General features: G+C 43.1%; 27 protein-coding genes. 24 read left to right on the forward strand and 3 right to left on the reverse strand.

All coding sequences use genetic code 11. From position 1 onward, the window contains the following. Position 1 precedes the first annotated feature (1 nt). The 22 genes from HMPREF9378_RS10075 (at position 2) to abc-f (ending at position 22,283) form a co-directional block, all read left to right on the forward strand. The gene (locus tag HMPREF9378_RS10075) at positions 2-742 is read left to right on the forward strand and encodes a class I SAM-dependent methyltransferase (protein WP_002899847.1); all 741 of its coding nucleotides are present in this window, start codon (positions 2-4) and stop codon (positions 740-742) included. Positions 743-1,066: 324 nt separating this feature from the next. Beyond that, complete coding sequence (locus HMPREF9378_RS10070) at positions 1,067-5,932, forward strand: SpaA isopeptide-forming pilin-related protein (protein ID WP_002913292.1); 4,866 nt, start codon at positions 1,067-1,069, stop codon at positions 5,930-5,932. 271 nt (positions 5,933-6,203) lie between these two features. Further along, positions 6,204-6,335, forward strand: a complete 132-nt coding sequence (locus tag HMPREF9378_RS11805) for a hypothetical protein (protein ID WP_260468825.1) — start codon at positions 6,204-6,206, stop codon at positions 6,333-6,335. A gap of 178 nt (positions 6,336-6,513) precedes the next feature. Continuing rightward, the gene (locus tag HMPREF9378_RS10065; protein ID WP_002894797.1) at positions 6,514-7,275 is read left to right on the forward strand and encodes an ABC transporter ATP-binding protein; all 762 of its coding nucleotides are present in this window, start codon (positions 6,514-6,516) and stop codon (positions 7,273-7,275) included. Next, positions 7,275-9,263, forward strand: a complete 1,989-nt coding sequence (locus HMPREF9378_RS10060) for an ABC transporter permease (protein WP_002913296.1) — start codon at positions 7,275-7,277, stop codon at positions 9,261-9,263. The genes HMPREF9378_RS10065 and HMPREF9378_RS10060 overlap by 1 nt, the downstream gene beginning before the upstream one ends. Positions 9,264-9,419: 156 nt before the next feature. Next, the gene (locus HMPREF9378_RS10055) at positions 9,420-10,820 is read left to right on the forward strand and encodes an amino acid permease (protein ID WP_002913300.1); all 1,401 of its coding nucleotides are present in this window, start codon (positions 9,420-9,422) and stop codon (positions 10,818-10,820) included. Positions 10,821-10,931: 111 nt separating this feature from the next. Then, positions 10,932-11,396: a hypothetical protein gene (locus tag HMPREF9378_RS10050; protein ID WP_223330907.1), complete on the forward strand. Its 465-nt coding sequence runs from the start codon at positions 10,932-10,934 to the stop codon at positions 11,394-11,396. After that, the gene (locus HMPREF9378_RS10045) at positions 11,397-11,603 is read left to right on the forward strand and encodes a hypothetical protein (protein ID WP_002913303.1); all 207 of its coding nucleotides are present in this window, start codon (positions 11,397-11,399) and stop codon (positions 11,601-11,603) included. It abuts the gene before it with no gap. Continuing rightward, positions 11,590-11,859, forward strand: coding sequence for a hypothetical protein (locus HMPREF9378_RS10040; protein WP_002913305.1), 270 nt, complete (start codon positions 11,590-11,592; stop codon positions 11,857-11,859). The genes HMPREF9378_RS10045 and HMPREF9378_RS10040 overlap by 14 nt, the downstream gene beginning before the upstream one ends. A 137-nt stretch (positions 11,860-11,996) precedes the next feature. Further along, positions 11,997-12,941, forward strand: coding sequence for a S41 family peptidase (locus HMPREF9378_RS10035; RefSeq protein ID WP_002905996.1), 945 nt, complete (start codon positions 11,997-11,999; stop codon positions 12,939-12,941). A 63-nt stretch (positions 12,942-13,004) separates the two neighbouring features. Further along, positions 13,005-13,430 carry a GNAT family N-acetyltransferase gene (locus HMPREF9378_RS10030; protein WP_002913307.1) on the forward strand — a complete coding sequence of 142 codons (426 nt, stop codon included), beginning with the start codon at positions 13,005-13,007 and terminating at the stop codon, positions 13,428-13,430. A gap of 29 nt (positions 13,431-13,459) precedes the next feature. Then, positions 13,460-14,422, forward strand: coding sequence for a hypothetical protein (locus HMPREF9378_RS10025; RefSeq protein ID WP_002899857.1), 963 nt, complete (start codon positions 13,460-13,462; stop codon positions 14,420-14,422). Then, entirely contained in the window at positions 14,412-14,876 is a 465-nt protein-coding gene (locus HMPREF9378_RS10020; RefSeq protein WP_032908745.1) for a GNAT family N-acetyltransferase, read from the forward strand. The genes HMPREF9378_RS10025 and HMPREF9378_RS10020 overlap by 11 nt, the downstream gene beginning before the upstream one ends. A 130-nt stretch (positions 14,877-15,006) precedes the next feature. Then, complete coding sequence (locus HMPREF9378_RS0110815; RefSeq protein ID WP_002899859.1) at positions 15,007-15,243, forward strand: DUF2829 domain-containing protein; 237 nt, start codon at positions 15,007-15,009, stop codon at positions 15,241-15,243. Then, complete coding sequence (locus HMPREF9378_RS10015; protein WP_002913309.1) at positions 15,236-15,934, forward strand: 3-oxoacyl-ACP reductase; 699 nt, start codon at positions 15,236-15,238, stop codon at positions 15,932-15,934. The genes HMPREF9378_RS0110815 and HMPREF9378_RS10015 overlap by 8 nt, the downstream gene beginning before the upstream one ends. 309 nt (positions 15,935-16,243) lie before the next feature. Next, entirely contained in the window at positions 16,244-17,038 is a 795-nt protein-coding gene (locus HMPREF9378_RS10010; protein ID WP_002913312.1) for a hypothetical protein, read from the forward strand. A 126-nt stretch (positions 17,039-17,164) separates the two neighbouring features. Continuing rightward, positions 17,165-18,544, forward strand: coding sequence for a bifunctional UDP-N-acetylglucosamine diphosphorylase/glucosamine-1-phosphate N-acetyltransferase GlmU (glmU, locus tag HMPREF9378_RS10005; protein ID WP_002913313.1), 1,380 nt, complete (start codon positions 17,165-17,167; stop codon positions 18,542-18,544). Between the two features lie 8 nt (positions 18,545-18,552). After that, entirely contained in the window at positions 18,553-19,104 is a 552-nt protein-coding gene (locus HMPREF9378_RS10000) for an NUDIX hydrolase (RefSeq protein ID WP_002913314.1), read from the forward strand. Positions 19,105-19,116: 12 nt separating this feature from the next. Continuing rightward, positions 19,117-19,539 (forward strand): cell wall synthase accessory phosphoprotein MacP, encoded by a 423-nt coding sequence (gene macP / locus HMPREF9378_RS09995; protein WP_002899866.1) that lies wholly within the window; start codon positions 19,117-19,119, stop codon positions 19,537-19,539. A 76-nt stretch (positions 19,540-19,615) separates the two neighbouring features. After that, positions 19,616-20,308, forward strand: a complete 693-nt coding sequence (locus HMPREF9378_RS09990; RefSeq protein WP_002899868.1) for a 5'-methylthioadenosine/adenosylhomocysteine nucleosidase — start codon at positions 19,616-19,618, stop codon at positions 20,306-20,308. Positions 20,309-20,321: 13 nt separating this feature from the next. Beyond that, positions 20,322-20,630 (forward strand): DUF898 family protein, encoded by a 309-nt coding sequence (locus HMPREF9378_RS09985; protein ID WP_002899871.1) that lies wholly within the window; start codon positions 20,322-20,324, stop codon positions 20,628-20,630. Between the two features lie 111 nt (positions 20,631-20,741). Then, complete coding sequence (gene abc-f, locus HMPREF9378_RS09980) at positions 20,742-22,283, forward strand: ribosomal protection-like ABC-F family protein (RefSeq protein WP_002899873.1); 1,542 nt, start codon at positions 20,742-20,744, stop codon at positions 22,281-22,283. Between the two features lie 53 nt (positions 22,284-22,336). On the opposite strand, the gene HMPREF9378_RS09975 is transcribed toward abc-f, so the two are convergent. The 3 genes from HMPREF9378_RS09975 to HMPREF9378_RS0110820 are packed head-to-tail and all read right to left on the reverse strand — an operon-like array spanning position 22,337 to position 23,886. After that, positions 22,337-22,573, reverse strand: coding sequence for a zinc-ribbon domain-containing protein (locus HMPREF9378_RS09975; RefSeq protein WP_002913318.1), 237 nt, complete (start codon positions 22,571-22,573; stop codon positions 22,337-22,339). 35 nt (positions 22,574-22,608) lie between these two features. Then, positions 22,609-23,427, reverse strand: a complete 819-nt coding sequence (locus tag HMPREF9378_RS09970; protein ID WP_002894840.1) for a peptidylprolyl isomerase — start codon at positions 23,425-23,427, stop codon at positions 22,609-22,611. Positions 23,428-23,481: 54 nt separating this feature from the next. Further along, the gene (locus HMPREF9378_RS0110820) at positions 23,482-23,886 is read right to left on the reverse strand and encodes an NUDIX domain-containing protein (RefSeq protein ID WP_223330912.1); all 405 of its coding nucleotides are present in this window, start codon (positions 23,884-23,886) and stop codon (positions 23,482-23,484) included. Positions 23,887-24,128: 242 nt separating this feature from the next. Here HMPREF9378_RS0110820 and HMPREF9378_RS09965 point away from each other — a divergent pair, with 242 nt between their 5' ends. Together HMPREF9378_RS09965 and HMPREF9378_RS09960 are read left to right on the forward strand one after the other, a co-directional pair. After that, entirely contained in the window at positions 24,129-24,311 is a 183-nt protein-coding gene (locus tag HMPREF9378_RS09965) for a PspC domain-containing protein (RefSeq protein ID WP_002894843.1), read from the forward strand. 132 nt (positions 24,312-24,443) lie between these two features. Beyond that, positions 24,444-26,750, forward strand: a complete 2,307-nt coding sequence (locus tag HMPREF9378_RS09960) for a DNA translocase FtsK (protein ID WP_002913320.1) — start codon at positions 24,444-24,446, stop codon at positions 26,748-26,750. Positions 26,751-26,779 lie beyond the last annotated feature (29 nt).

The following is a 26,779-nucleotide window of genomic DNA, read 5'->3' on the forward strand; positions in this document are numbered from 1 at the left end:
TATGACAGATACAAAAATACAAGAGAAGTTCAAGCCAGGTTTGAAGTTAGCGGATTTTCAAAAAGATGGAGACATCTATCTGGCGCTGAATTCGGACTATGTCTCAGGGGACAATGCCAAGTATATGACCATGTACAATCGCTTGGCTCGCTGGTATGATTTTGGTGAAAAATGGATAGGGCCACTTCTCCATGGCAAAGCTATTGACAAGCTGAGAAAGGACCAGATGGCAGAAATAGAATGGAAAGATCATCTATCCGTCCTTTATGTCTCTATCGGGACTGGTCAAGACCTGCGCTACATTCCTGAGAATATTGACCTGAAAAGCCTAGACTTTGTTGGGGCAGATATTTCCATAGGCATGCTGAAAAAATGTCAGAAATCCTGTGCCAAGAAGACAAATCTGCAACTCTTTCATGCTTGTGCAGAGGATCTGCCTTTTGCAGATAATAGCTTTGACATCGTCTATCATATCGGTGGAATTAATTTCTTTAGTGATAAGGCCAAGGCCATGCAGGAAATGCTGCGGGTGGCTAAGCCAGGAACTAAGATTATGATTTCAGACGAGACGGCAGACTATGTGGACCAGCAATATAAGAAGAACCACTTCAGCAAGGACTATTTTAAGGACGCTACCGTTGATTTGGGAGAAATTGAGGCCGCTATACCGGCCGGTGTCAAGGAGAAGGAGTTGAAACTCCTCTGGGACGGAAAATTTTATGTCCTGACGTTTAGGAAATAAATCAGAAGAACTGGACTTTTTCCGGTTTTTCTATGTTATTGAGGACATTGATTGTCAGACGTAATTGACCCTAACAATAGTGGTTTGATTTGCGAATGAACCATATAAATCGTCCACCTCTTCTAAATGACAAAAAGGTAAACAAATGTTAAAAAAATCTCCTTTTGTGTATAGCCATTTTTCTTATAGTATGATAAAATGTAGATGTAATGTATCTATAAATGTTCGCTTTTAAAAAGTGAGCACTGACAAGATGGGGAAGCTCAGTTAGTATACAATTACATTGTACATTTAAAACTGAATATTGTGAGAAAGGAAAATTGCATGAACAAAAGGATTAGAGCATTGCTCCACCTTATTATTCTTTGTTTAGGAGTCATTTTGCCATCAGTTGCTCCTCTTACTCAGGTGCAAGCAGCTGAGTTTGGTGGTGTTATCACTGAGATGAGCCTGAAGAATTCTTCGGGTGGTGATTTGACGCAGGGAATTGATATATGGGAAACTTTTCGAGTTTACGCAAAGTTTGTCTTGCCGGATAACCAAGTACATCAAGGAGATACGACAAAAATCACCTTGCCTTCTGAGTATGCTTTTGGGAACTCTTCAGCTATTGAACTTAAGGACAGCTCGGATAACGTAGTGGCAAATGGATTTTTGGATTCAACCAACAAGACCATTACTTTGACCTATACAAATTATGTTGAGCAAAAGTCTGGTGTCCAAGGAGAATTCTTCTTCTATGCACGAGTTGACCATGATGTTGTGAGACAAGAAGGTGACTTGAATGGTGGATTTACCGTAGGAGGTCGGATGTTGTATCCGGGAATCGTCCATTATAATGGACCACCCAAAAGATATGACTCAAAAATTGAGAAGAGCTCTTATCAGGCAGCAGAAGACGGTAAGAACGAAGTTCATTACAATATTGCGATTAACCGCAATATGGAGCATTATACCGATGTAACGATAACTGACAAGATTACCTCGCCTAATTTTAAAATCATGAGAGACTCAATTCGGGTCTATAAAATTGCTTGGCGCTGGAATAATGGAGATTGGGTGCGGGATTCAACAGAAGACGTGACAGCTAATTTCCAATCAAAAATCACGGAAAATGCTGCTGGTGATGGATTCACGATCGACCTTGGCGACATGGATGGTTTCGGGTATTTGCTGGACTATAAGACAAAAGCAGATTACGATCTTGTTGATGGTGAGCGTGTTTCCAATAGTGCTACAATGACCTATAACGGTGGTCAAACAACGACATCAGCTGAAAATCGCTCTTATCAAATTGCCGGCGGTGTTGGAGAAGGCTATGTTTTCACTATTAAGCTCCATAAGGTCAATGAAAATGGTGAAAATCTGCAAGGTGCTGAATTTGAAGTTGTTCGTGATCGGAGCGGTGCAGTTGTCGGGAAATTAACCACAGATTCTAACGGGAATGCCAACTTGGGTGACTTGTTGCGTGATGATTATACCATACGTGAAGTGACTCCTCCTACAGGATATGATAAATTAACTGAGGAAATTAAGATTGGTGCCCAGGATTTTGGATCAGACAAATCTGTATCGCGTGAAATCGTCAATAAGAAGACGGTAACCGAGCAGGATATAACCTTCAAAAAGGTAGATCCAAACGGAAAATTAATTCCTGGTGCGGAACTAAAAATCTATAAAGGTGATCATGTTGAACAGGAAGAAGCTCCTGTTGCAGACTGGACTTCAGAAGAAAATACTTCTAAAGTAATAAAACTGTCTCCAGGTACCTATACTTTGACTGAAGCCAACGCTCCTGTTGGTTATCAATATGTTGAAGATATCACATTTACTGTCGGTGCTAATGGAACTGTTGCTCTTGTGAAAAAAGGAGCAGAAGATACCGTTCAAGCAGCGGGTTCAATTCTGACGATTACCGACAAGGAGGACAATAGTCCTAAAGCCATTACCTTCAGCAAGGTTAACCTAGGTGGTACTGAAATTGCTGGTGCTCAAATTAAGATTTTCAAAGGCAACAAAGCGCAGGGTCAAGCAGTCGAAAGCTGGACTTCCGAAGCTAATCAGTCTAAAGAAATCAATTTGGAGCCTGGTACTTACACCTTCCATGAGGAAGCAGCACCAACAGGTTACCTTAAAGTTACGGACATCACTTTCCAAGTCAAGCATGACGGCACAGTGGAAGTGACCAATGTCGGTGAGAAAGACTCTAAAGGTGAAAACAACAAGGTTGTGACTGACGGAGCAACTTTGAAGGTAACAGACAAGGATGACGACTCAGAACGAGATGTGACGATCAAGAAAGTAGATCCAAACGGGAAGGAAATTCCTGGTGCGAAATTGAAACTCTACAAAGGCAGTCAGATTCGTCCTGAAGCTAAGCCTCTTGCAGAGTGGACATCCGAAGCCAACGCATCTAAGGTAGTAAAATTAGCTCCAGGAACTTATTCTCTGAAAGAGAGCCTTGCTCCTGCTGGATTTGTAGCTGTAGAAGATATTAAATTCACAGTTCATTCTGATGGCACCATTACAGTTGATGCTAAAGGAGCAACAGATTCTGTTGAAGCAAATGGCTTGGTTCTTACTGTAACCGATAAAGAGGACAATAGTCTTAAAGCCATTACTTTCAGTAAGGTCAATCTCGGCGGTACTGAGATTGCTGGTGCAGAGATTAAGATCTACAAGGGAGACAAAGCTGAAGGCCAAGCAGTAGAAAGCTGGACATCCGAAGCTAATCAGTCTAAGGACATCAACTTGGCACCAGGTACTTATACCTTCCATGAGGAAGCAGCTCCAACCGGTTACCTTAAAGTTACTGACATTACTTTCCAAGTCAAAACAGACGGTACAGTGGAAGTGACCAATGTCGGTGAGAAAGACTCCAAAGGAGAAAACAATAAGGTTGTGACTGACGGAGCAACCTTGAAGGTAACAGACAAGGATGACGACTCAGAACGTGATGTGACCATCAAGAAAGTAGATCCAAACGGGAAGGAAATCCCAGGGGCGAAATTGAAACTCTACAAAGGCAGTCGGATTCGTCCTGAAGCTAAGCCTCTTGCAGAGTGGACATCCGAAGCCAGCGCATCTAAGGTAGTAAAATTAGCTCCAGGGACATATTCTCTGAAAGAAAGCCTTGCTCCTGCTGGATTTGTAGCTGTAGAAGATATAAAATTCACAGTTCATTCTGATGGCACCATTACAGTTGATGCTAAAGGCGCAACAGATTCTGTTGAAGCAAATGGCTTGGTTCTTACTGTAACAGATAAAGAGGACAATAGTCTGAAAGCCATTACTTTCAGTAAAGTTAACCTTGGTGGTACAGAAATTGCTGGTGCTGAGATTAAGATCTACAAGGGCGAGAAAGCTGAAGGTACAGCATTAGAAAGCTGGACTTCTGAAGCTAATCAGTCTAAGGAAATCAATTTGGCACCTGGTACTTATACTTTTCATGAGGAAGCGGCTCCAACAGGTTACCTCAAAGTGACCGACATCACCTTCCAAGTCAAACAAGACGGTACAGTGGAAGTGACCAATGTTGGCGAGAAAGACTCTAAAGGTGAATCTAACACCGTTGCGACCAATGGTTCAACTGTTACAGTGACTGACAAGGATGATGATCTCCCACGTAAGGTGACCTTCAGCAAGGTCAACCTCGGCGGTACTGAAATCGCTGGTGCTGAAATCAAGATTTATAAGGGCGAAAAAGCTGAAGGCCAAGCAGTCGAAAGCTGGACTTCTGAAGCTGGTAAGTCTAAAGAATTAAACTTGACTCCAGGTACTTATACTTTCCATGAGGAAGCAGCCCCAACCGGCTACCTCAAAGTAACAGACATTACTTTCCAAGTAAAAACTGACGGAACAGTAGAAGTGACAAACGTTGGCGAGAAAGACGCTAAGGGCGAAGAGAACAAGGTCGTAACAAACGGTTCAACTGTTACAGTGACCGATAAGGATGATGATCTTCCACGTAAGATTACCTTCAGCAAGGTCAACCTCGGCGGTACAGAAATCGCCGGTGCAGAGATCAAGATCTACAAGGGCGAGAAAGCTGAAGGAAACGCAGTCGAAAGCTGGACATCCGAAGCTGGTAAGTCTAAAGAATTGAACTTGACTCCAGGTACTTATACCTTCCATGAGGAAGCAGCCCCAACCGGTTACCTCAAAGTAACCGACATCACATTCCAAGTAAAAACTGACGGCACAGTAGAAGTGACAAATGTTGGTGAGAAGGACTCTAAAGGTGAAGAGAACAAGGTCGTAACAAACGGCTCAACTGTTACAGTGACCGATAAGGATGATGATCTTCCACGTAAGGTAACTTTCAGTAAGGTCAACCTTGGAGGTACAGAAATCGCCGGTGCTCAGATCAAGATCTACAAGGGCGATAAAGCTGAAGGTATAGCCGTTGAAAGCTGGACATCTGAAGCTGGTAAGTCTAAAGAATTGAACTTGACTCCAGGTACTTATACCTTCCATGAGGAAGCCGCTCCAACCGGTTACCTCAAAGTGACCGACATCACCTTCCAAGTCAAACAAGACGGCACAGTGGAAGTGACAAACGTTGGCGAGAAAGACTCTAAGGGTGAAGACAACAAGGTCGTAATAAACGGCTCAACTGTTACAGTAACGGATAAAGACGATGATCTTCCACGTAAGGTGACCTTCAGCAAGATCAACCTCGGCGGTACTGAAATTGCTGGTGCAGAGATTCAAATTTTCCAAGGCAAAGAGGCAACTGGCAATCCTGTAGCGAAATGGACTTCAGAAGCAAATACATCGCATGAGCTTGGATTAGCTCCTGGAGTATATACCTTCCATGAAGCTGCAGCCCCAACCGGTTACCTAGCTGTTACCGACATTGTGTTCCAAGTGAATCTTGATGGCACAGTAACAGTTGTAAATGCTGATGGAAATACAGTAGAATACAAGGATGGGACGTTAGTCGTAACTGACCAAACGAAACCGACTGGCCCAGACAAGGATCCGTCTAAAAAAACAGATGAACCAGATCCGAAAAAATCAAATCAAGATAAACCAATAGAAAAAGACCAAGATAAACCTGGAGATAAGGGGAAGACGAAGAAAATTCTGCCTTTCACAGGTACAGAAATCAGCTTTACGCTACTTGCTTTCGGTCTGATTCTGATAGTTGGTTGTGGGGTTTATTTCGGGATCCGTTTCAAAAAATAAAACAGAAAACAAGTGTCAATGAACATTGGCGCTTGTTTTTTTATGCGCTTGATGAAAGAAGCCGATAGGTATCGGTGAATTTAGGCCTATTGACGCAGTTTAAGGGAAATCGAAAACTATTTTTCTAAGTGACAAAAATGTAAGTTTAAAGGCTAAAATGAAAGGTTATCTTATGGCAGCTAGTCTGGGAATTCGGTATCCTATAAGTGTAAAGAAAAAGAAGATAAACGTCTTCCAAACTAATAATCAGATTTCAAGAAGGAGGCTTGCTATGAAAATCAATCTTTTTAACCATCGTCAAAATAAACCTAAAGCTCAAAAGATTTCCAAGGAAGAAATCGAGAAGACACGCCTAGGCTGCGCTTCCAGTCAATATTATTTCTGGCTGCAGTACAGTCACTGATAGATTCCAGTATTTAAGGATAAGAGAAAGGTCAGTTGGCTTTTCTCTTTATCCGACTTGAAGCACAAGATGACAAAAATGTAAGATTGGCAGGCAAAATGAAAGATTAGGTTATGGAAACTTGTCTGTCTTTCCGGTATGATAGTAGTATCAAGTTAAATAAGAAAGAGGTTCGAGTATGACATTATTAGACGTACAGCATGTGAAAAAAATTTATAAAACCCGCTTTCAGGGCAGCCAAGTAGAGGCCTTGAAAGACATTCACTTTACAGTAGAAAAAGGCGAATATGTCGCCATCATGGGGGAGTCAGGCTCCGGGAAATCCACCCTGCTCAACATCCTAGCCATGTTGGACAAGCCGACTGAGGGCCGCGTCTTTCTCAACGGAACTGACACGGCAACCATCAAAAATAGTCAGGCTTCCAGCTTCCGCCGGGAGAAATTAGGCTTTGTATTTCAAGATTTCAATCTGCTGGATACCCTGTCGGTCAAGGATAATATTCTCCTGCCACTGGTGCTCTCTCGCCGTCCCATTACCGAGATGATGCAAAAGCTGGTCACCACCTGCAACGAACTGGGGATTAACAAGCTGCAAGAGAAGTTTCCTTATGAGATTTCCGGTGGCCAGAAGCAGCGGGTTGCAGTAGCTCGGGCCATTATCACAGATCCTGAGATTCTGCTGGCGGACGAGCCGACGGGAGCCTTGGATTCCAAGTCTTCAGCAGCCCTGCTAGATGTCTTTGACGACATTAATGCACGAGGTCAAACTATTCTCATGGTGACTCACTCAACAGCAGCGGCTAGCCGCGCCAAGCGGGTGCTCTTCATCAAGGACGGGATTCTCTACAATCAAATCTTCCGCGGCGACAAGACTGAGCGGCAAATGTTCCAAGAGATTTCTGATACTCTGACAGTTATGGCAAGTGAGGTGAAGGACTAGTGTTTCGATTAGCAGCAAAATTGGCGGTATCCAATCTGATTAAGAACCGTCGTCTCTATTATCCCTTTGCACTGGCTACCTGTGTAGCTGTAGCCATTTCTTATATTTTCAACTCCTTGGCTTTTAATCCCAATCTATCCAAAATGACAGGTGCCAGCTCTATTATCTTTGTTTTGGTCCTTGGGGTCGTTATTGTAAACATCACAGCTGGAATTATTGTTTTTTATGCCAATCAATTTGTCATGAAGAATCGCTCCAAGGAGCTAGGGCTTTACGGCATGTTGGGGCTCAATAAACGCCATCTCTTTGTTATGACCTTTATTGAGCTGCTAATTTTCGGCCTAGTGGCTGTGAGCTTGGGGCTGACTATTGGTGTACTCTTTGACCAGCTGATTTATGCCTTTCTGCTCAAGCTCATGGGTACCAAGGTGGTTCTGGTTTCGACATTTCAACCTTTTGTATTGGTATTGATTATCATTTTCTATGCTTTTGTATTTTTCTGCTTGCTGATTAAAAATGGCTTTTACTTAAGAAAGTTTGATGCTCTACAATTAGTCAAAGAAAAAAATAGCGGAGAGAAAAAGAGTCGCTTTTTACTCTTGCAAACTATTATTGGTATGTCTTCTCTCGCTTTTGGCTATTATCTTGCTTTAGGTGTATCTAATCCGATGGCAGCCATTATCATTTTCTTCGTGGCCGTACTTTTTGTTATTCTAGGGACTTATCTGCTTTTTAATGCAGGAACAACTGTTTTCTTGCAATTTTTGAAAAAGAAGAAGACGTTTTATTATCAGCCTGATAACATGATTTCGGTATCTAATCTAATTTTTCGAATGAAGAAAAATGCAATCGGTTTAGCGACGATTTCTATTTTGTCGACAATGGTTCTGGTTACCTTATCTGGTGGAGCTAACATTTATGCTGGTGGTGATTATATGCAGAATGCCATGTTCCCGCATGATTTCAGTATCCAAGGAAAAGAAATAACAGGTGAGGTGCTGGATCAAGCTTTGACAGAGTTTGTTCAAGAGCAGCAGCTGCAGATTAGTAAAAAAGTTATTTACCAGTATTATACGATAGGAGTTAGAAGCCGAGCTGGTAATCAGCTAGATATTTATTCTAAGGGACAGAAATCATTCACTCCAAATCTTTATATTTTGGCCATTTCTGAGAGTGATTATCAAGGAATGACGGGTCAAAATCTTCAGCTTAAAGATGATGAAGTAGCCATATTTGAGCAAGGACTGGAACTAGATAGCAAAAAAGATTTACAGCTAGCTGATAAAAATTTAAAAATCAAGAGAAAATTAAAAGAAGATTTCGTTTTCGGTAATATACCCGATCCGATGAATATGATAGTGCCTGAAAAAATCTATATGGTAGCTAAAAATCCGAGTCAAATCTTTTCTTCATTGATGAACGATTACGCTGTCAATGTTAACTATTATGGAGGATTAAATCTCAAGCTTCCAAAAGAAGAACAGAGAAAACTCAAAGAAGCCTACCAAGAAAAGCTAAGCAGTTTTAATACCACATTACCTGAAAATCAAGCTATTTATGGCTCTGTGACAGCCTTTGATAAGCAAGAAATAAAAGGAATGCTAGGCGGTATGTTCTTTATTGGAATTTTCTTATCAATCGTTTTTATGCTTGGAACTGTTCTTATCATCTACTACAAGCAGATTTCTGAAGGCTATGAAGATCGAGAAGGCTTTGTTATTTTACAAAAGGTTGGATTGGACGAAAAACAAATTAAGAAAACGATTCGTAGGCAGATTCTGATAGTCTTCTTCCTACCCCTAATCTTTGCCTTTCTTCATTTGGCTTTTGCCTATCACATGCTGAGCTTGATTTTATCTGCTTTAGGGGTGCTGAATGCCACACTTATGTTAGTAGTGACTCTCGGTGTTTGCGCTCTATTTATTGCAGTATATGTTGGTGTCTTTCTCATTACTTCTCGCAGCTATCGCAAAATTGTGGCTATGTGATAGCAGAAACAGGCTCTATATATCTTTCATCTATTTTAAAGACCTAGGCTGAGATTTTTCTCAGCCTTTCTTTTCGGTATTTTTCTGAGAAAGATTCCTAAAAGGGAGGAAATATGATAAAATAGGGCGTTAATGCAATTAGGAGAATAAGAATAGATGAATATTTTTAGAAAAAAAGATGCCAGTAAGGATAGAACGGGCATGCGCCGTCACTTGAAAATTCCAGATCTGATTTTGCTTGGTATTGGAGCCATGGTAGGAACTGGGATTTTCACCATCACAGGGACTGGGGCAGCCAAATATGCTGGTCCAGCTCTGACTGTCTCGATTGTTATTTCAGCCCTTTGTGTTAGTATTTCGGCCCTTTTTTACGCTGAGTTTGCCTCACGGATTCCGGCTAATGGCGGAGCTTACAGTTATATTTATGCGGTTCTGGGAGAATTTCCTGCTTGGCTGGCTGGTTGGCTGACCATCATGGAGTTCATGACCGCTATCTCAGGTGTTGCCTCTGGCTGGGGCTCTTATCTGAAAGGATTGCTGAGCGGCTTTGGTATCCAGCTGCCGGAAGCTCTGAATGGTACCTTCAATCCAAAAGCAGGTACTTATGTGGACTTGCTGCCTATTCTGGTCTTGGTCTTTGTTACAGGGGTTGTCCTTCTGAACTCAAAGGCAGCCCTGCGCTTCAACTCTGCCTTGGTGGTCTTGAAATTCTCAGCCTTGGCACTCTTTATCATTGCAGGATTTTTCTTTATCAAGCCAGAAAATTGGTCTAACTTTGCACCTTTTGGTTTTGGAGAAATTTATGGCGGCAAGGTCGGTATCATGGCCGGGGCATCACTTATGTTTTTTGCCTTTCTGGGCTTTGAGTCCATTTCTATGGCGGTCGATGAAATCAAGGAGCCCCAAAAGAACGTTCCGCGCGGGATTGTTTTGTCCTTGAGCATCGTGACCATTCTCTATATTTTGGTGACCTTGGTCTTGACTGGGGTTGTCCACTATAGCAAGCTGGATGTCTCAGATGCGGTGGCCTTTGCCCTGCGCAGCGTCGGACTTGGTTGGGCAGCTAACTATATCTCTGTCGTCGCTATTTTGACTCTGATTACGGTCTGCATCTCCATGACCTACGCCCTGTCGCGGATGATTTACAGTATTGCGCGTGATGGTCTCTTGCCTCGCTCTTTCAAAAAATTGACAGAGACCAGTCGGGTGCCAAAGAATGCAACGATTTTAGTAGGGATTGCCTCAGCTGTTTGTGCTGGTATCTTCCCCTTGGCTAGCATCGCCTCTTTCCTCAATATCTGTACCTTGGCCTATCTGATTTTATTGGCACTGGCTGTCTTGAAATTGCGGAAAGATCAAGGAATGCCCAAAGCTGGAGAATTCAAAACACCTCTAGTACCTCTGACACCGATTTTATCCATTATTATCTGCCTCTCCTTCATGACCCAGTATACCAAGGAAACCTGGCAGGCCTTTGGCATTGCCCTAGCGCTGGGAAGTCTTATCTATGGATTTTATGGTTATAGGAACTCAGAAATCGCTTTAAAAGATGAGTAGGATGAAGAGATTGGTTGAGAAGCTGAAATGTAGAAACTTGGGAAATATAAACAAAGCAGAAAGAGTTTTATGAAGAAAAATTGTATAAAAGGCCGATGCTATAATATATCTTTGAATAATAAAAAAACTTTTCTCGGATGGTTCTTAATAATTTCTGATAATGGTCAGGAATATCTCGTGGAGAGAAATGGAACAATTTCTTGTGGCTGTTTTAGAAAGGTTTATCAAACAGACTATTCTTTCGAACCGCATACTGCATTTTTAAACAAATCAAATAATCTACCTGCTATTGCAGGAACTTCCGTAGGTCTTATCTTGGCTAGAATGCTGAGAAAAATAATTCCGCTAAATTTTTTCTTTGGGCCAATAAATCGACCGATGAATATCGGAACTGGTCTTGTAAATATTGGTGTGGCAATAGGATCGATGGTTCTTGCTATGTTTCTTGTAAAGTATTATAGAAAGAAACGGCTTGAATTTTTTCTAAATAAAAAAGGTTGCAAACTTAGCTTGATTGGAAAAGCAAGATCAAAAGTTCCTATTAAAAAATTGCCAAACGGAATAGAGGTGTGGTAAATGAAACGATTTAGTATTCGTCAATTATTAATAACAGGGGTTTTGTCGAGTGGGATATTATTTATAATGTTTTTTATTCAGCCTAGATTTTTTCTCTTGTTAATTATTTTTATCGTTATATCTATATTTTTCAGAGGTATAGAAGTAAATGGTGACAAAGAGATAGAATTTGAACTAATAGAAGGAGAAAAGTATGAAGAACCTTAATCTAAGCCAAAAGAAGAAAATCTGGCTCTTTGCCCTTGCTTTTATCGCCCTGATTTTACTGGCGATTGTGATCAATATTCAACTGAACCAGCCTGAAGATATGCATGCTGAGTATGTTCGGCTTTGGAAGACAACTTGGCATGAGGAAAATAAAGACTGGCTCTATCCACTGAAAAATATCTGTCTTGTTATTTTGGCAGTTCTGGCTGGATCTGGTTTGATGATTGCATTTTCCAAGAGTGAGAGATGGAAATAAGCATTTGTAGATTTCAATAAAATAATCTTACAAAAATGTAAGATTGACGATGATAAATGTAAGGTAGAGACATGGAAAACGTGTCTCTATTTTGCTACAATTAGCTCAGAAATCCTCACAAGAAAGGTTGTGCAATTATGAAAAAAGTCCTTTTAGGTTGCTTGGGGACAGTACTGGTTTTGCTTGCTCTTTTAATAGGTTTTCTAGCCTACTTTGGTCCAGACTATGGCATTTTTCTTTTTCCGCCTAGTCCGCAAGACTACGCTCGCTCGGTCGTGAAAAAGCTTGATTTCGGTCTTTATACGGATAAAGATTGGGAAAATGAGAAGAAGAAAGCCTTAGAGAAACTTGAATCTGCCAAGACTTATCAAGATACCTATCCTGTCTTGGAAAAATTAACCAAAGAGGCTGGCGGGAAACATTCTTATTTTTTAAGTCCACAGGATAATCCCGAAAATAGTCCGGAAAGCAAAAATCAGCCTGAAGTGCAGAATCGGGAGGGTATTCTCTATTTAAAAGTTCCTGCTTTTACCGGTGATGCACAAGCGGCGAAGACTTATGCCAAGAAACTGTCAGCAGCTCTTAAAAAGGATGATTATCAGGCAGTTCTTGTGGATTTGAGAGATAATACCGGCGGGAATATGTATCCGATGCTTGCTGGACTATCCTCTCTTCTGCCTGATGAAGACCTCTTCCAATTCATTGAAAAAAATGGAAGCAAGAGCGCGGTTTCTCGATCAGATATTCTGAAACAGCTTGGTTTGGAGCAGACTGATGATAAAGCAAAGAAAGTGCCAATAGCCGTCCTTACCAATGAACGTACAGGAAGCTCAGGAGAAATGACTGCTTTAGCTTTTAAGGGACTTGAAAATGTTAAAATTTTTGGTCAGCCAACGGCAAGCTATACTACGGGAAATAATTATTATCAACTATATGATGGAGCGGTTTTGCTCTTGACTACCTCGAGTATCCTAGATCGCACGGGCAAGCTTTATAAGAATGAGGCAATTCAGCCCGATGTCCTAACAGACCAGCCTTTAGAAGAGGCGGAGTCTTGGTTGAAGGGACAGATAGGAGAATAGTTCATTGAAAGCAGTCAAAGAGACTGCTTTTCTGCTATAATAAAGAGAAGAACGAGGTGACAGATGATTCGTAAAGTAAAACTAAGAGATGCTGCAGCCATTCAGCGGCTCAATGATGAGTGTCTGGGCTACGATTTCGATAGGGAAGCGACGAAGGCTCAACTGAAAAAGTTACTAGAGAATGACCAGCATTTGATTTTGGTAGTTGAAGAAGACGGTCAGGTCATAGGCTATGCTCATGCTGCTAGCTACGACTGTCTCTATTTCCCGTCCTTGCTCAATCTCTTGGCTTTGGCCGTCGCTCAGGATTTTCAAGGGCAGGGACATGGCAGAGCGCTGATGCAAGCTTTGCGTGAAGAGGGAAAAGCAGCAGGCTACACAGGAATTCGGATTAATTCAGGCATTTCCCGCTCCGCAGCCCATGAATTTTACCACAGCCTTGGTTGCAGTGAAAAAGCAGACCAGAAACGATTTTATTGGGAATTTTAGAGAATTTAAGGAGAAAAAAATAGACGGTCATGAGAAAAAAGAAGATAGTGTATGTTTTATTGAGTATTCTTTTGTTGGGAGCTTTAGGTCTGCTCACCTTATGGGTTATTAGAATAAATACTAAAGTTTATGTCAATAGACAAGAAACAAAATTCAAAAGCATTCAGCTTTTCGATAATAATAAGTTTGTATTGGTTGCTGTAGGGGAGAAAGATAATTATGGTCATATTTACTATGGACAAAATTATGTTTCAACCATAGCTGTCCATTCACTTGATGTAAAATCAGGTCAAGAATCTCCGCCAATTGAAAAAGATGAATTTTATAAAATCATTAGCTATGATTTAAACAGTACTGAGCTAGATAAAAAGGAAATAGATTTATATTCTTTTATTAATCCCTCTGAGGGATATCGTAATGACGAAGTGCTGACTGACTACTATGGGAACGGGAAAGATTATTTTTCTAGAGAATTAAGGAGTTATCAAAATCATAGTTATAGTGAGAAAGAATTTTGGTTTGATGTAGAGAAAGAAAAACTAAGTACGGAAGATATAGAGGCGAAAATAATTTCTACGATAAAAGATGATCCATATAGAAATGAAGTGAGTTTTCTTCCAGGTGGTCTTTCTGATAGTCTGGAAAATCAGCTAGCTAAGCACCATCTTTGGGAAAGTGATGGAGCTATTATGCCAGATGATTATCATTATCGAAATAAAATTGATATTTCCGATACCAATTTTGCTCAGCTTTATCCAGAAGTGGCTAAGAATATGAAGGATATGACTCAACTTTATTTCCGGCCTGAGCAGTATAATCAGAAAGAATGGTTTGACAACCTTTTGCATTGGTTTGCACCTAAGGGACAGGATGTGATGGAGGTGTATGCGACAGATTCTGCAACAGGTGAGAAAACACAAATCAAGTCATTTGATGACTATTTAGCATGGCGAGAAGCCCACCCTGAGGAGGTGAAAAAATATCAGCAATAAAATTGAACCACTAACCCAGCATCATGCTTTGGAAATTGCCAAGGACTGGCATTATGAGGTACCTTATGACTTTTATGACATGAAAAATGACCTGGAGGATTATGAAGAAATGGTTTCTCCTGAAGCGCGTGGGGACCGTTATTATCAAGTTATGCGCGATGGGGAACTCTATGGATTTTTCTGCTTGGAGCAGAAAGGAGAGCGCACTTTGGAGCTTGGTTTGGGGATGAAGCCGGTGCACTGTGGAAAAGGTCAGGGCGCTGCATTTCTGCAGGGAATTCTGGACTTTATCATGGAAAAATTTGCGCCCCGAGTCATAATTCTATCCGTGGCTGACTTCAATCACCGAGCCCAGCAGCTTTATCTCAACATGGGCTTTGAAGTGGTGAGGCGCATCCCGCAGGAAAGCAATGGTGATATTCATCTCTTTGTGGAGATGGAGAAAAACACCTAATTTTAGACTTTGTTGCAAAGCAACAGAAAAACTTGTTGACAGTCAAGAAAAAGTTGTTCAACATACTTATGACTACTGGCGGCTAGTAGGGAATTTGTCAAAGATTACCAATAAACAAAAGGAGAAAACCATGACATTTGAAGAGATTTTACCTGGCCTTAAGGCCAAGAAAAAATATGTGCGTACAGGCTGGGGCGGGGCAGAGAACTACGTCCAGCTCTTTGACACGATTGAGCAGAATGGGGTGGCTCTCGAGGTGACACCCTATTTCCTCATCAATGTTTCTGGTGAGGGGGAGGGCTTCTCCATGTGGAGTCCGACTCCTTGCGATGTGCTCGCGACAGATTGGGTGGAAGTAGATGACTAAGACAGTACTGGTGACGGGAGTTAGCTCAGGCATCGGCCGAGCTCAGGCTCTGACTTTTTTGGAAAATGGCTACCGGGTTTATGGGGTGGACAAGGATGAAAATCCTGGCTTTCTCAATGAGCTTCGTTTTGTCAAGATGGATTTGACAGGGGATTTGACACCGCTCTTCACCAGCTTGCCCGAGGTGGATATTCTCTGCAATACAGCAGGTATTTTGGACGATTATCGTCCCCTGCACGAGACCAGCGACGAGGACTGGGAGCAGATTTTTGCGCTCAATCTGACCGCTACCATGAAAATCACTCGCTTTTATCTGCAGAAAATGCTGGAGAAAAAGTCTGGTATCATCATTAATATGTGCTCGATTGCTAGCTTTCTGGCTGGCGGCGGCGGTGCTGCCTATACAGCCTCTAAGCATGCTCTGGCTGGCCTGACCAAGCAGATAGCCTTAGACTATGCGGATAAAAATATCCAAGTCTTTGGCTTGGCGCCAGGCGCTGTCAAGACAGCTATGACTGCCGCCGACTTTGAGCCAGACGGACTGGCAGACTGGGTTGCTGAGGAAACGCCGATCAAGCGCTGGTTAGACCCTCAGGAAATAGCTAATGTTAGCCTCTTTCTAGCCAGTGGCAAGGCAGCTGCTATGCAGGGTGAGATTATCAAAATTGACGGCGGCTGGAGTTTGAAGTAGCCAGTCAGAACATGAAAGTAATGAAGAAAAACCAAACCTATTTCTTAAAAGATATCATTCAGGCTGTAAAGTCGGAAAAGCTAGATGATGATTTCTGTTTGTATGCTAAGGAAAATGGAGAACTGAATTTTCAGGACAGCTACTTGCCTTGTAGATACATTTGGCAATGACTTTGAGAGTTTGAAAAACCAATTAGCATTTCTTCCGCTACAGTCTTCAAAGACCGTTTCTGAAAAAGATTGAAAATAGGTCCAAAAAAGCTTATAATAAAAGCTATAAAACGACAGAAAGCTTCTAGGAGGATTGATTTTGAAGAAGGTTCATTTTTTTATCATTTACGGCTGTGTCTGCTTTGTACTGATTGGCGGAACCTTTCTCTATACTTACTTTAAGCCTGGAGGAATCGCAGAAGCTCTTGAATCCCGCTTTAAGCTATCGGCTGTAGTGGATGCATCTTTGAAAAAATTCGATCATGATAGTTTTTACATGGATCGGCTGTCTGAGTCGACCTATCTAGAAGGCTACAAAAAAAGAAAAGCCAAGACGGTTAAACAGCTGACTGTTTCAGATTCACCTTATTTAGCTAAGCTTTACGAAACCTATGATGATCAAGAACTGACCCATTATTTCAGCGAAGATCGGATGTACTTGGAAGAAAAGGATGGATTTGAGACCATTGATGACACCGACTCCCGGAAACATATTGATGGCTATTCGGGCATATCCTCCTTTAAGGCTTTGCTGCAGGTCATGGTAGATAATGAGTCAGAACTGACTAAGAAAAAAGTGGACGGGGGCTATGAGTTTTTGGTGATAGCAGAAGGTGATTTGGCCTATGACCTTATCGATGCCTTCTACTATGCTTATAATGATGAACATTATGATACGACCATCGATATTGAGAAGTGTCAGGTTGCCTTTGTGGTTGACCCTAAGACTCGGACCATTCGCTCTATTGATATGACTATGGATTTGGATGAAGATACAGCTTTAGATGGAGAATTGATTTACTTCAAGCAGCGGGCTGTCTTCAAGGACTATGGCAAGGCAAAAGTCCATCTTCCAAAGAAAATCAAAGAAAAAGAAGCAAAATCAGCTGTTTAAAGGCTGATTTTTTTGTGCAAAAGTTTTTTGTTGCAGATTTTTAAGGGGATGGCTTGATTTTAAATTTTTAAAAATTACCTTTTAGTGATATAATAAAGGTGATATCCTACAGAAAAGAGATAATTGATGACAAATTACGCGATTATTTTGGCTGCGGGTAAGGGTACTCGCATGAAGTCAGATTTACCAAAGGTATTGCACAAGGTTGCAGGGATTTCCATGCTGGAACATGTTTTCCGCAGTGTCAATGCCATTGATCCAGAAAAGACCGTGACAGTTGTTGGGCACAAGGCAGAGCTAGTTGAGCAAGTCTTGGCAGGTCAGACAGACTTTGTCCGTCAGACCGAGCAACTGGGAACGGGGCATGCCGTTATGATGGCCGAGCCTGTTTTGGAAAATCTGACAGGTCAGACGCTGGTCATTGCTGGCGATACTCCTTTGATTACAGGAGAAAGCCTGAAAAATCTGATTGACTTCCATATCAACCACAAGAATGTTGCGACTATCCTGACAGCAGAAGCAGATAATCCTTTCGGCTATGGCCGTATCGTTCGCAACCAGCACGACGAAGTTTTGAAAATTGTTGAGCAGAAGGACGCTTCTGACTTTGAGCAGCAAATTAAGGAAATCAATACGGGAACTTACGTCTTTGACAATGCCCGCCTCTTTGAAGCTCTTAAAAACATCAATACCAATAATGCTCAAGGCGAATACTATATCACAGATGTGATTGGCATTTTCCGCGAGAATGGTGAAAAAGTAGGTGCTTATACGCTGAAAGACTTTGATGAAAGTCTGGGGGTTAATGACCGCGTGGCTTTAGCTACAGCTGAGGGTGTCATGCGCCGTCGGATTAACCAGCAGCATATGGTCAACGGTGTCAGCTTTGTCAATCCTCATGCGACCTATATTGATGTGGATGTGGAAATTGCGCCTGAAGTTCAAGTTGAAGCAAATGTGACCTTGAAAGGTCAGACTAAGATTGGGGCAGAGACTATCCTGACCAATGGTACCTACATCGTAGACTCTGTCATTGGAGAGCGGACCGTTATCACCAACTCCATGATTGAAGAGTCTAGTGTAGCAGATGGAGTGACGGTCGGGCCTTATGCTCACATTCGTCCAGGTTCTAGTCTGGCCAAGGATGTCCATGTCGGAAACTTTGTAGAAGTTAAAGGATCGTCAATCGGAGAAAATACCAAGGCTGGTCATTTGACCTACATTGGAAACTCTGAAGTTGGTGCTAATGTCAACTTTGGTGCGGGTACGATTACGGTCAACTATGATGGTCAGAAGAAGTACAAGACTATCATTGGTGACAATGTCTTTGTTGGTTCCAACTCGACCATTATTGCTCCAGTTGAGCTGGGTGATAACTCACTGGTCGGTGCGGGTTCTACCATTACGAAGGATGTACCAGCAGATGCCATTGCTCTGGGACGTGGTCGTCAGATTAACAAGGAAGATTATGCTAAGCGTCTTCCTCATCACCCTCAAAATAAGTAGGTTCAGTCATGGAATTTGAAGAAAAAACCGTCCAACGGACGGAAATTTATCAGGGACCGATTTTTAAAGTGGTTCAGGATCAGGTAGAGTTGCCAGAGGGCAAGGGTCAAGCCCAACGGGATTTGATTTTTCATAATGGCGCGGTGGCTATAATTGCTATCACCCCAGAAAATAAGATGATTTTAGTTAAGCAGTACCGCAAGGCGATTGAAGCGACTTCTTACGAGATTCCAGCTGGTAAGCTTGAGGTAGGAGAGAATACAGATCCTCAAGCGGCTGCCCTCCGAGAATTAGAAGAAGAGACCGGCTACACAGGACAACTGGAGTTGGTCTATGATTTCTACTCTGCCATCGGTTTTTGCAATGAAAAAATCAAGCTCTACAGCGCCAGCCATTTAACAAAGGTCGAAAACCCTCGTCCCCAAGACGAGGATGAAACATTGGAACTTTTTGAAGTCAGTCTGGAGGAGGCACATCAGTTGCTGCAAAACGGTGACATCTGCGATGCCAAGACCATCATGGCCCTTCAGTACTGGGAACGAAAAAATCTGAATAAATAGGAACGTAGATCAATGGGAAAAGCTTTATTAACAGATGAAATCATTGAGCGGGCTAACCGCGGTGAGGATATTTCGGGGCCGCCTCTCATGGATGATGAAGAAACTAAGATTCTTTCAACTGGCAGAAGCTCCTTTAGCTCGCAGCAGTCTAGCCGACAGGATACTCAGTTTGGCTATCAAAGCCCTCAAAACCGCTTTGGTTATGAAGAAGCTCGGTCTCAGCAGTATCAGAGTCAATTTGGCCATCAGACTGCTCAAAACCAAGAGGAGTTTACGGATGAGACTCTGCACATTGAGGTAGATCCGACCGTGACTAAGAGCCGTCGGATTGAAAACCAAAAGCGGAGCCTCTTTCAAGCCAAACTCAATAAGATTCTCCTTTGGGTGGTTATCCTGCTGATTGGTTTGATTGCTGCTATTATTTGGTGGCCTTAAAAACCTGCTCTATTGCACTTAAAAGGAAGCCTAGCCTGTCTAAGCTTCTTTTTCATCAGATGATTTGAGGTATTATATGAAAATTGGAATTATCGCAGCCATGCCTGAGGAGTTGAAGATTCTGCTGGAGCATATAGAAAACCCGCAGAAGCACCTGCGTTTGGGTCATGTCTATCATACGGGCTCCATCGGCTATCATGAAGTGGTGTTGGTCGAAAGCGGGATTGGCAAGGTTATGTCCGCTATGAGTGTGGCTGTTTTGGTCAATGACTTCAAGGTTACAGCCGTGATTAATACAGGCTCAGCTGGAGCAGTGGCTGAAGGTCTGGCTATCGGCGATGTGGTGGTCGCAGATCGTCTGGTCTACCATGATGTGGATGTGACGGCCTTTGGCTATGACTACGGTCAGATGGCACGGCAGCCGCTCTATTTTGAAGCGAGCCGCTATCTGGTCTCTGAAATGAAGAAAATTTTGGAAAAGACCCATCAAAAGGCCAGAGTAGGTTTGATTGCAACAGGTGACAGCTTTGTTGCCGGTCAAGACAAGATTGATCGCATCAAGGAGCATTTTCCAGATGTCCTTGCTGTCGAGATGGAAGGGGCAGCTATTGCTCAAGCTACACATTCGATTGGCCTGCCCTTTATGGTTATTCGCGCCATGAGCGATACGGCAAGTCATGATGCTAATGTCACTTTTGATGAATTTATTCTTGAAGCTGGTAAACGCTCTGCAGAGACCCTGATTCAATTTCTGAAAGAGTTGGTTTAAAGGGGGAGAAAGTATGTACAAAGAGTCTTATTTTGATGGTGGTCTCTTTTCTTACATCGGTCATGTGATTTTAGCTACCTTGATTACAGTATTTACACTGGGAATTTGTGCACCTTGGGGCATGTGTATTCTGTATAATTGGAAGATAAAACATACAGTTATTGACGGGCACCGTCTTTACTTTGACGGTACTGCTATGCAGCTTTTTGGAAATTGGATCAAGTGGTGGCTCCTGACCATTGTTACCTTTGGTATTTATGGCTTTTGGCTGAAAATCAAACTGACCCAGTGGATTACCAAGCATACACATCATGCGAATTGAGAACAAGCAGGCGAGACTTAAGTGGCTGGCTTTTCCTTTTCTTCTATCTTGCCAAAAAATCCCTTTTGATGGTATAATCAAGGAACTGCAATCAATGATAGAGGAGAAAAAATGAGTATCTTAGAAGTGAAAAATCTCAGCCACGGTTTCGGAGACCGGGCTATTTTTGAGGATGTATCCTTCCGTCTGCTTAAGGGTGAGCATATCGGCCTAGTCGGTGCCAATGGTGAGGGAAAGTCAACCTTTATGAGTATTGTGACGGGTAAAATGCTGCCGGATGAAGGCAAGGTCGAGTGGTCCAAGTATGTGACAGCTGGCTATCTGGACCAGCATGCTGTTTTGGAGCAAGGCCAATCTGTCCGTGAAGTTTTGCGCACAGCCTTTGACGAGCTTTTCAAGACGGAGGCCCGTATCAATGAAATCTATATGAGCATGGCTGAGGAAGGGGCCGATGTTGATGCTCTGATGGAAGAAGTTGGCGAGCTGCAGGACCGCTTGGAGAGCCGGGATTTCTATACTCTGGACGCCAAGATTGACGAGGTCGCACGGGCTCTAGGTGTCATGGACTACGGTATGGAAAGCGATGTGACGGAGCTATCTGGTGGGCAGCGGACCAAGGTTCTCTTGGCTAAGCTGCTTCTGGAAAAACCGGATATCTTGCTCTTGGACGAGCCAACCAACTATCTGGATGCGGAGCACATTGACTGGCTCAAGCGTTACCTTCAGAACTATGAAAATGCCTTTGTTCTAATCTCGCATGATATTCCTTTCCTGAATGACGTCATCAATATCGTCTACCATGTGGAAAATCAGCACTTGACTCGTTATTCTGGTGATTATTACCAGTTCTTAGAGGTCTATGAGATGAAAAAATCTCAGCTAGAAGCAGCCTACGAGCGCCAGCAGAAGGAAATTGCGGACCTCAAGGACTTTGTGGCTCGCAATAAAGCCCGTGTGGCTACCCGTAATATGGCTATGTCCCGCCAGAAAAAGCTGGATAAGATGGATATTATTGAGCTGCAAAGTGAGAAGCCAAAGCCTTCCTTTGATTTCAAGCCTGCCCGTACACCTGGCCGTTTTATCTTTCAGGCTGAGGATTTGCAGATTGGCTATGACCGACCGCTGACCCAGCCCCTTAACCTGACCTTTGAGCGCAATCAGAAGGTGGCGATCATCGGGGCAAATGGGATTGGAAAAACAACCCTGCTCAAGAGTTTGCTAGGGATTATACCACCTATTGCAGGTCAAGTCGAGCGTGGGGACTATCTAGAGCTGGGCTATTTCGAGCAGGAAGTAGAAGGCGGCAATCGTCAGACACCGCTGGAAGCAGTCTGGAACGCCTTTCCAGCCCTTAACCAAGCAGAAGTCCGAGCAGCTCTGGCCAGATGTGGTCTGACTTCCAAGCACATCGAGAGCCAGATCCAGGTCCTTTCAGGTGGGGAGCAGGCCAAGGTTCGTCTTTGCCTCCTCATGAACCGAGAAAATAATGTTCTAGTGCTGGACGAGCCGACCAACCACCTGGATGTAGATGCCAAGGAGGAGCTTAAGCGAGCTCTGAAAGAATACAAGGGCAGCATCCTTATGGTCTGCCATGAGCCTGATTTCTATGAAGGCTGGATGGACCAGATCTGGGATTTTAACCAGTTGACTTGATAAAATTTAAAAAAGAAAAGAGACGGTTCATTGAGAATCGTCTCTTTCTGTTGCTAATAATTCAAAAACTGCTCGATTTCCTGCTTTTCAATCTGTTTGCCATGCTGGCAGACAGGGCAGGCGAGGTAATGTTTTCTACCGTAAGGAAAGGTAGGAATCCAATAGAGTGTAAACTTTCGGCCGGTTTCAATAATGTCCCAAGGTGCGACGTTGTGGCAGTTGGCACACTCGATATTGCTTTGGGTCTGTCCTAAGTTTTTCTGATATCCTCTATATCCCCAGATAATCATATTGATTTCCCTCCTTTATTGGTTGGGCGGTCAGCTTATTTGCTGAAGTCATAGTCCTTGATAATCTCGATTTTTTCAATCTTGATATCTTTTTTAGGCTTGTCATTATCGTCTGTTTCTGCGGCAGCGATTTTGTCCACCACATCCATCCCTTCCAGCACTTGGCCAAATACGGTATAAGCTCCGCCATCTAAAGTAGGATTTCCACCGTTTTTATAGGCTTCGATGATTTTAGCTGGGAAAGAATCTGTAGACATTTGGCTAGTCAAATCTTTCTTGCTTTGGTTGATGAAGAACTGACTGCCATTGGTGTCAGGGCCTGCATTGGCCATGGATAGAGCGCCACGAATATTATAAAGATATGGAGAATACTCATTTTTAAAGCCGTTTCCAGAGTCTTTAGACTTGTCTTTTCCCTTCCAGATAGACTCGCCTCCAGTGCCGTTGCCTTTAGGATCTCCGGTCTGAATCATAAATTCATTGATAACGCGGTGGAACAAAACGCCGTCATAGTAGCCTTCCTTAGCATGGGTCAGGAAGTTTTCAACGGCTAGTGGGGCTTGTTTTGGAAAGAGCTTGATACGGATATCGCCTTCAGTCGTTATCAACTTGACTTCCGCTTCATCTTCAGCAACTTCTGTAGATAGCTGCGGAAAATTGGCATTTTCGTTGGTCATGGCATCCTTGAATTGCTCACGGAGTTTGCTGGTTTCCTCTGGGTCAGAGCTAGAGCTCACTAGCGAAGAACTGCTGGATGAGTTGGAGGAGCTAGTAGTCTCCTCTTTCTTACCTTTACCAGAGCAGCCAGCCAAGACAAGTCCTGATAAGAGGCTAATAAGAAGAATTTTTTTCATATAAGACCTTTCTCGCATTAGATTGTAAACTACTGATATTTTACTACAATTAAGCTAGTTTTTCAAACCCTCCTGTGTCAGACAATCCATAAGAAGATTTTTAAGTCCTGCTGGCCGTAAGTTCAGGTTGCGAATTGCTTCTATGTCTAACCATTCAGGTTGATAGATGTTCTGGGCATGACTGCGAAGGGCTTCCTCGCCCTGAATCATTGGTGCTGATGTATGGCTGATAGTGGCATGGAAATAGATTTCTAGGCGTTGGCCATTTCTGAAAGTAAAGGCTGGCTGCAGCTGCTCCTCAGACAAGCTCCAACCCAGTTCTTCCTGAATTTCCCGCTGAGCTGCTTGGACTGCAGTCTCACCTGACTCGACTCCGCCGCTCGGTATCACAAAATACTCTTCTCCATTTTTCCAGCGGTGGATGAGCAGTATCTGCTTGGTTTGAGGATTGAAAAGAATGACTCCAGCTCACATTATCTTCCTCCTGAAATATTTTTGCTGTTTACTAATTAGAATTTCCCTCTATTCTACCACAAGAACAAGAGTTTTACTTGGACTTGCCAAGAGAATGATAGAGAGAACACATTTATCTTGATGAGATTAAGTTTTAAATACAGAAGAAGTTTAGTAGTAGGCAGCCTTGTACATCATGAAAGAATATGGTAAAATAAATGGATTAAAAATAATAAGGAGTGTTTTCCATGGAGAAAAGACTGACAAGAGATGTCAAGAACAAGAAAATTGCTGGTGTATGTGCTGGTATCGCAAACTACTTTGATTTAGATCCAACCTTGGTTCGTGTTATTTGGATTCTTTTGGTCTGTGTGGCAGGTACAGGTGTCTTGGCTTACTTGATTGCTTGGGCGGTTATGCCAGAGGCATAATAAGAAATTACGTGATAGTGAAATAAGAACTGGCTAGTCCAGTTCTTTTTGCGTGGATAAATAAGTTTTTTTTGCTTCTGATTTAGATAAAAGATTTCTCATCTAAGGCTCAAATATGGTATAATAAGGGTTATGGCAACTAAGAAAAACACGAAAAAAGGCCGGACAACTCGCCGGCCGACAAAAGCAGAATTAGAAAGACAAAAAGCAATAAAGAGAATGATTGCCACCTTTGTGCTGGCTCTTATTCTTTTGTTTGCAGCAATTAAGCTGGGCGCCTTTGGGGTTACTATTTATAATATGATTCGCCTCTTGGTGGGAAGCTTGGCCTATCTGGCTATTCTGGCCAGCTTTGGCTATCTCTTTTTTTTCAAGTGGCTGCACAAGCACGAGGGGACGGTTTCAGGTTTTATCAGCCTCTTTTTGGGACTGGAGTTAATCTTCCAAGCTTATTTCGTCAGTGTGTTGAAGCTAGAAGGGGCTGCTGTCTTATCCACAACTCTAGGCAGGGTCTTGACTGATCTGACAGCCTTTAAGGTCAGCTCCTTCGCGGGTGGCGGCCTGCTGGGCTCTCTCCTGTACGCACCAATCTCTTTCCTTTTTTCAAATATCGGTTCTTATTTCTTCGGCCTGCTGCTTATTCTTTTGGGCGGTCTGCTTATGAGCCCTTGGTCTATCTATGATATTTCAGAAAAGGCTATGGCAGCCTTTCAAAATTGGAGAGAGAAGCAGGAAGAAAAGCGTCAGCTCCGTTTCCTGGAGCAGGAAGAGAAAGCTGCACAGGCAGCGATGCAAGCCATTGAAGTAGAGCAAGAAGAAGCTGAAGTCGATCCTGAGATAGGAGAGATTTTAGATGACGAGGACTTGTCAGATGCAGCTGTGGACTTTGACGAAGCAGACTATGAGGAACTGGGAGAGTATGACCCTCATGAACCTCTGGACTTTGGTCGCGAAGAAGAGACGGAGGAAGCGGAAGCAGACGTAGACGTTGAAGTGGACTTTACCGCTAAGGAAAGTCTGGACTATAAGCTGCCTACTATCAATCTCTTTGCGCCTGACAAGCCTAAAAATCAGTCCAAGGAAAAGCGTATTGTCCGAGACAATATTAAGATTTTGGAAGAGACCTTTGCTAGTTTTGGCATCAAGGCTGCTGTTGAGCGGGCTGAAATCGGACCTTCCGTCACTAAGTACGAGGTCAAGCCAGCTGTTGGTGTTCGGGTCAATCGGATTTCCAATCTGGCTGATGACTTGGCTCTTGCTCTAGCTGCTAAGGATGTACGGATTGAAGCGCCGATTCCTGGAAAATCCCTAGTCGGGATTGAAGTGCCCAACTCTGAAGTTGCGACCGTGACTTTCCGAGAACTTTGGGATCAGTCTAAGACGGATGCTAGTAAGCTCCTAGAAATCCCGCTTGGTAAGGCTGTCAACGGCTCTGTTCGCTCCTTTGACTTGGCTAAGATGCCCCACCTCTTGGTGGCTGGCTCTACTGGCTCTGGTAAATCTGTGGCTGTCAACGGCATTATTGCCAGCATTCTCATGAAGGCCAGACCGGATGAAGTCAAGTTTATGATGGTGGATCCTAAGATGGTGGAGCTGTCCGTTTATAATGACATTCCTCACTTGCTTATCCCAGTCGTGACCAATCCTCGCAAGGCCAGCCGTGCCCTTCAGAAGGTTGTGGATGAGATGGAAAACCGCTATGAACTCTTCTCTAAGGTAGGTGCCCGTAACATTGCCGGCTACAACGCCAAAGTAGCCGAGTACAATGCCCAATCAGAGTACAAGCAGGTTCCCCTGCCTTTAATCGTCGTCATCGTGGACGAGCTGGCTGACCTTATGATGGTGGCCAGCAAGGAAGTGGAAGACGCTATTATCCGTTTAGGGCAAAAAGCGCGTGCAGCTGGGATTCACATGATTCTGGCTACCCAGCGACCATCAGTAGATGTTATCTCCGGTCTGATCAAGGCCAATGTGCCATCTCGGATTGCCTTTGCCGTGTCCAGCGGGACAGATAGTCGTACCATTCTAGATGAAAATGGAGCAGAGAAGCTCTTGGGGCGTGGGGATATGCTCTTTAAGCCCATTGATGAAAACCATCCGGTTCGTCTGCAGGGCTCCTTTATCTCAGATGAAGATGTTGAGCGAATCGTAGCCTTTGTCAAAAATCAAGCTGAAGCTGATTATGATGATAGCTTTGATCCTGGTGAAGTATCTGAAAGTGATTTAGATACTGGTGGGGGCGATGATGAAGGCGATCCTCTCTTTGAAGAAGCCAAGGCCTTGGTTATCGAGACTCAGAAAGCCAGCGCATCTATGATTCAGCGGCGACTCTCGGTCGGCTTTAACCGGGCTACTCGTCTTATGGAAGAACTTGAAGCGGCAGGCGTTATCGGACCAGCCGAGGGAACCAAGCCGAGAAAGGTTTTGCAGACGAATTGATCCTAATTTCACTAGTCTGCTAGCAAGAT

It is taken from the genome of Streptococcus sanguinis SK1 = NCTC 7863, assembly GCF_000194945.1.
In the GTDB taxonomy this organism is placed as follows: Bacteria; Bacillota; Bacilli; order Lactobacillales; family Streptococcaceae; genus Streptococcus; species Streptococcus sanguinis.

Coding starts and splice junctions, on each gene's coding strand:
- HMPREF9378_RS10075 (WP_002899847.1), top strand. CDS start 2: ATGACAGATACAAAAATACAAGAGAAGTTCAAGCCAGGTTTGAAGTTA.
- HMPREF9378_RS10070 (WP_002913292.1), top strand. CDS start 1,067: ATGAACAAAAGGATTAGAGCATTGCTCCACCTTATTATTCTTTGTTTA.
- HMPREF9378_RS11805 (WP_260468825.1), top strand. CDS start 6,204: ATGAAAATCAATCTTTTTAACCATCGTCAAAATAAACCTAAAGCTCAA.
- HMPREF9378_RS10065 (WP_002894797.1), top strand. CDS start 6,514: ATGACATTATTAGACGTACAGCATGTGAAAAAAATTTATAAAACCCGC.
- HMPREF9378_RS10055 (WP_002913300.1), top strand. CDS start 9,420: ATGAATATTTTTAGAAAAAAAGATGCCAGTAAGGATAGAACGGGCATG.
- HMPREF9378_RS10045 (WP_002913303.1), top strand. CDS start 11,397: ATGAAACGATTTAGTATTCGTCAATTATTAATAACAGGGGTTTTGTCG.
- HMPREF9378_RS10040 (WP_002913305.1), top strand. CDS start 11,590: ATGAAGAACCTTAATCTAAGCCAAAAGAAGAAAATCTGGCTCTTTGCC.
- HMPREF9378_RS10035 (WP_002905996.1), top strand. CDS start 11,997: ATGAAAAAAGTCCTTTTAGGTTGCTTGGGGACAGTACTGGTTTTGCTT.
- HMPREF9378_RS10030 (WP_002913307.1), top strand. CDS start 13,005: ATGATTCGTAAAGTAAAACTAAGAGATGCTGCAGCCATTCAGCGGCTC.
- HMPREF9378_RS10025 (WP_002899857.1), top strand. CDS start 13,460: ATGAGAAAAAAGAAGATAGTGTATGTTTTATTGAGTATTCTTTTGTTG.
- HMPREF9378_RS0110815 (WP_002899859.1), top strand. CDS start 15,007: ATGACATTTGAAGAGATTTTACCTGGCCTTAAGGCCAAGAAAAAATAT.
- HMPREF9378_RS10015 (WP_002913309.1), top strand. CDS start 15,236: ATGACTAAGACAGTACTGGTGACGGGAGTTAGCTCAGGCATCGGCCGA.
- glmU (WP_002913313.1), top strand. CDS start 17,165: ATGACAAATTACGCGATTATTTTGGCTGCGGGTAAGGGTACTCGCATG.
- HMPREF9378_RS10000 (WP_002913314.1), top strand. CDS start 18,553: ATGGAATTTGAAGAAAAAACCGTCCAACGGACGGAAATTTATCAGGGA.
- macP (WP_002899866.1), top strand. CDS start 19,117: ATGGGAAAAGCTTTATTAACAGATGAAATCATTGAGCGGGCTAACCGC.
- HMPREF9378_RS09990 (WP_002899868.1), top strand. CDS start 19,616: ATGAAAATTGGAATTATCGCAGCCATGCCTGAGGAGTTGAAGATTCTG.
- HMPREF9378_RS09985 (WP_002899871.1), top strand. CDS start 20,322: ATGTACAAAGAGTCTTATTTTGATGGTGGTCTCTTTTCTTACATCGGT.
- abc-f (WP_002899873.1), top strand. CDS start 20,742: ATGAGTATCTTAGAAGTGAAAAATCTCAGCCACGGTTTCGGAGACCGG.
- HMPREF9378_RS09975 (WP_002913318.1), bottom strand. CDS start 22,573: ATGATTATCTGGGGATATAGAGGATATCAGAAAAACTTAGGACAGACC.
- HMPREF9378_RS09970 (WP_002894840.1), bottom strand. CDS start 23,427: ATGAAAAAAATTCTTCTTATTAGCCTCTTATCAGGACTTGTCTTGGCT.
- HMPREF9378_RS09965 (WP_002894843.1), top strand. CDS start 24,129: ATGGAGAAAAGACTGACAAGAGATGTCAAGAACAAGAAAATTGCTGGT.
- HMPREF9378_RS09960 (WP_002913320.1), top strand. CDS start 24,444: ATGGCAACTAAGAAAAACACGAAAAAAGGCCGGACAACTCGCCGGCCG.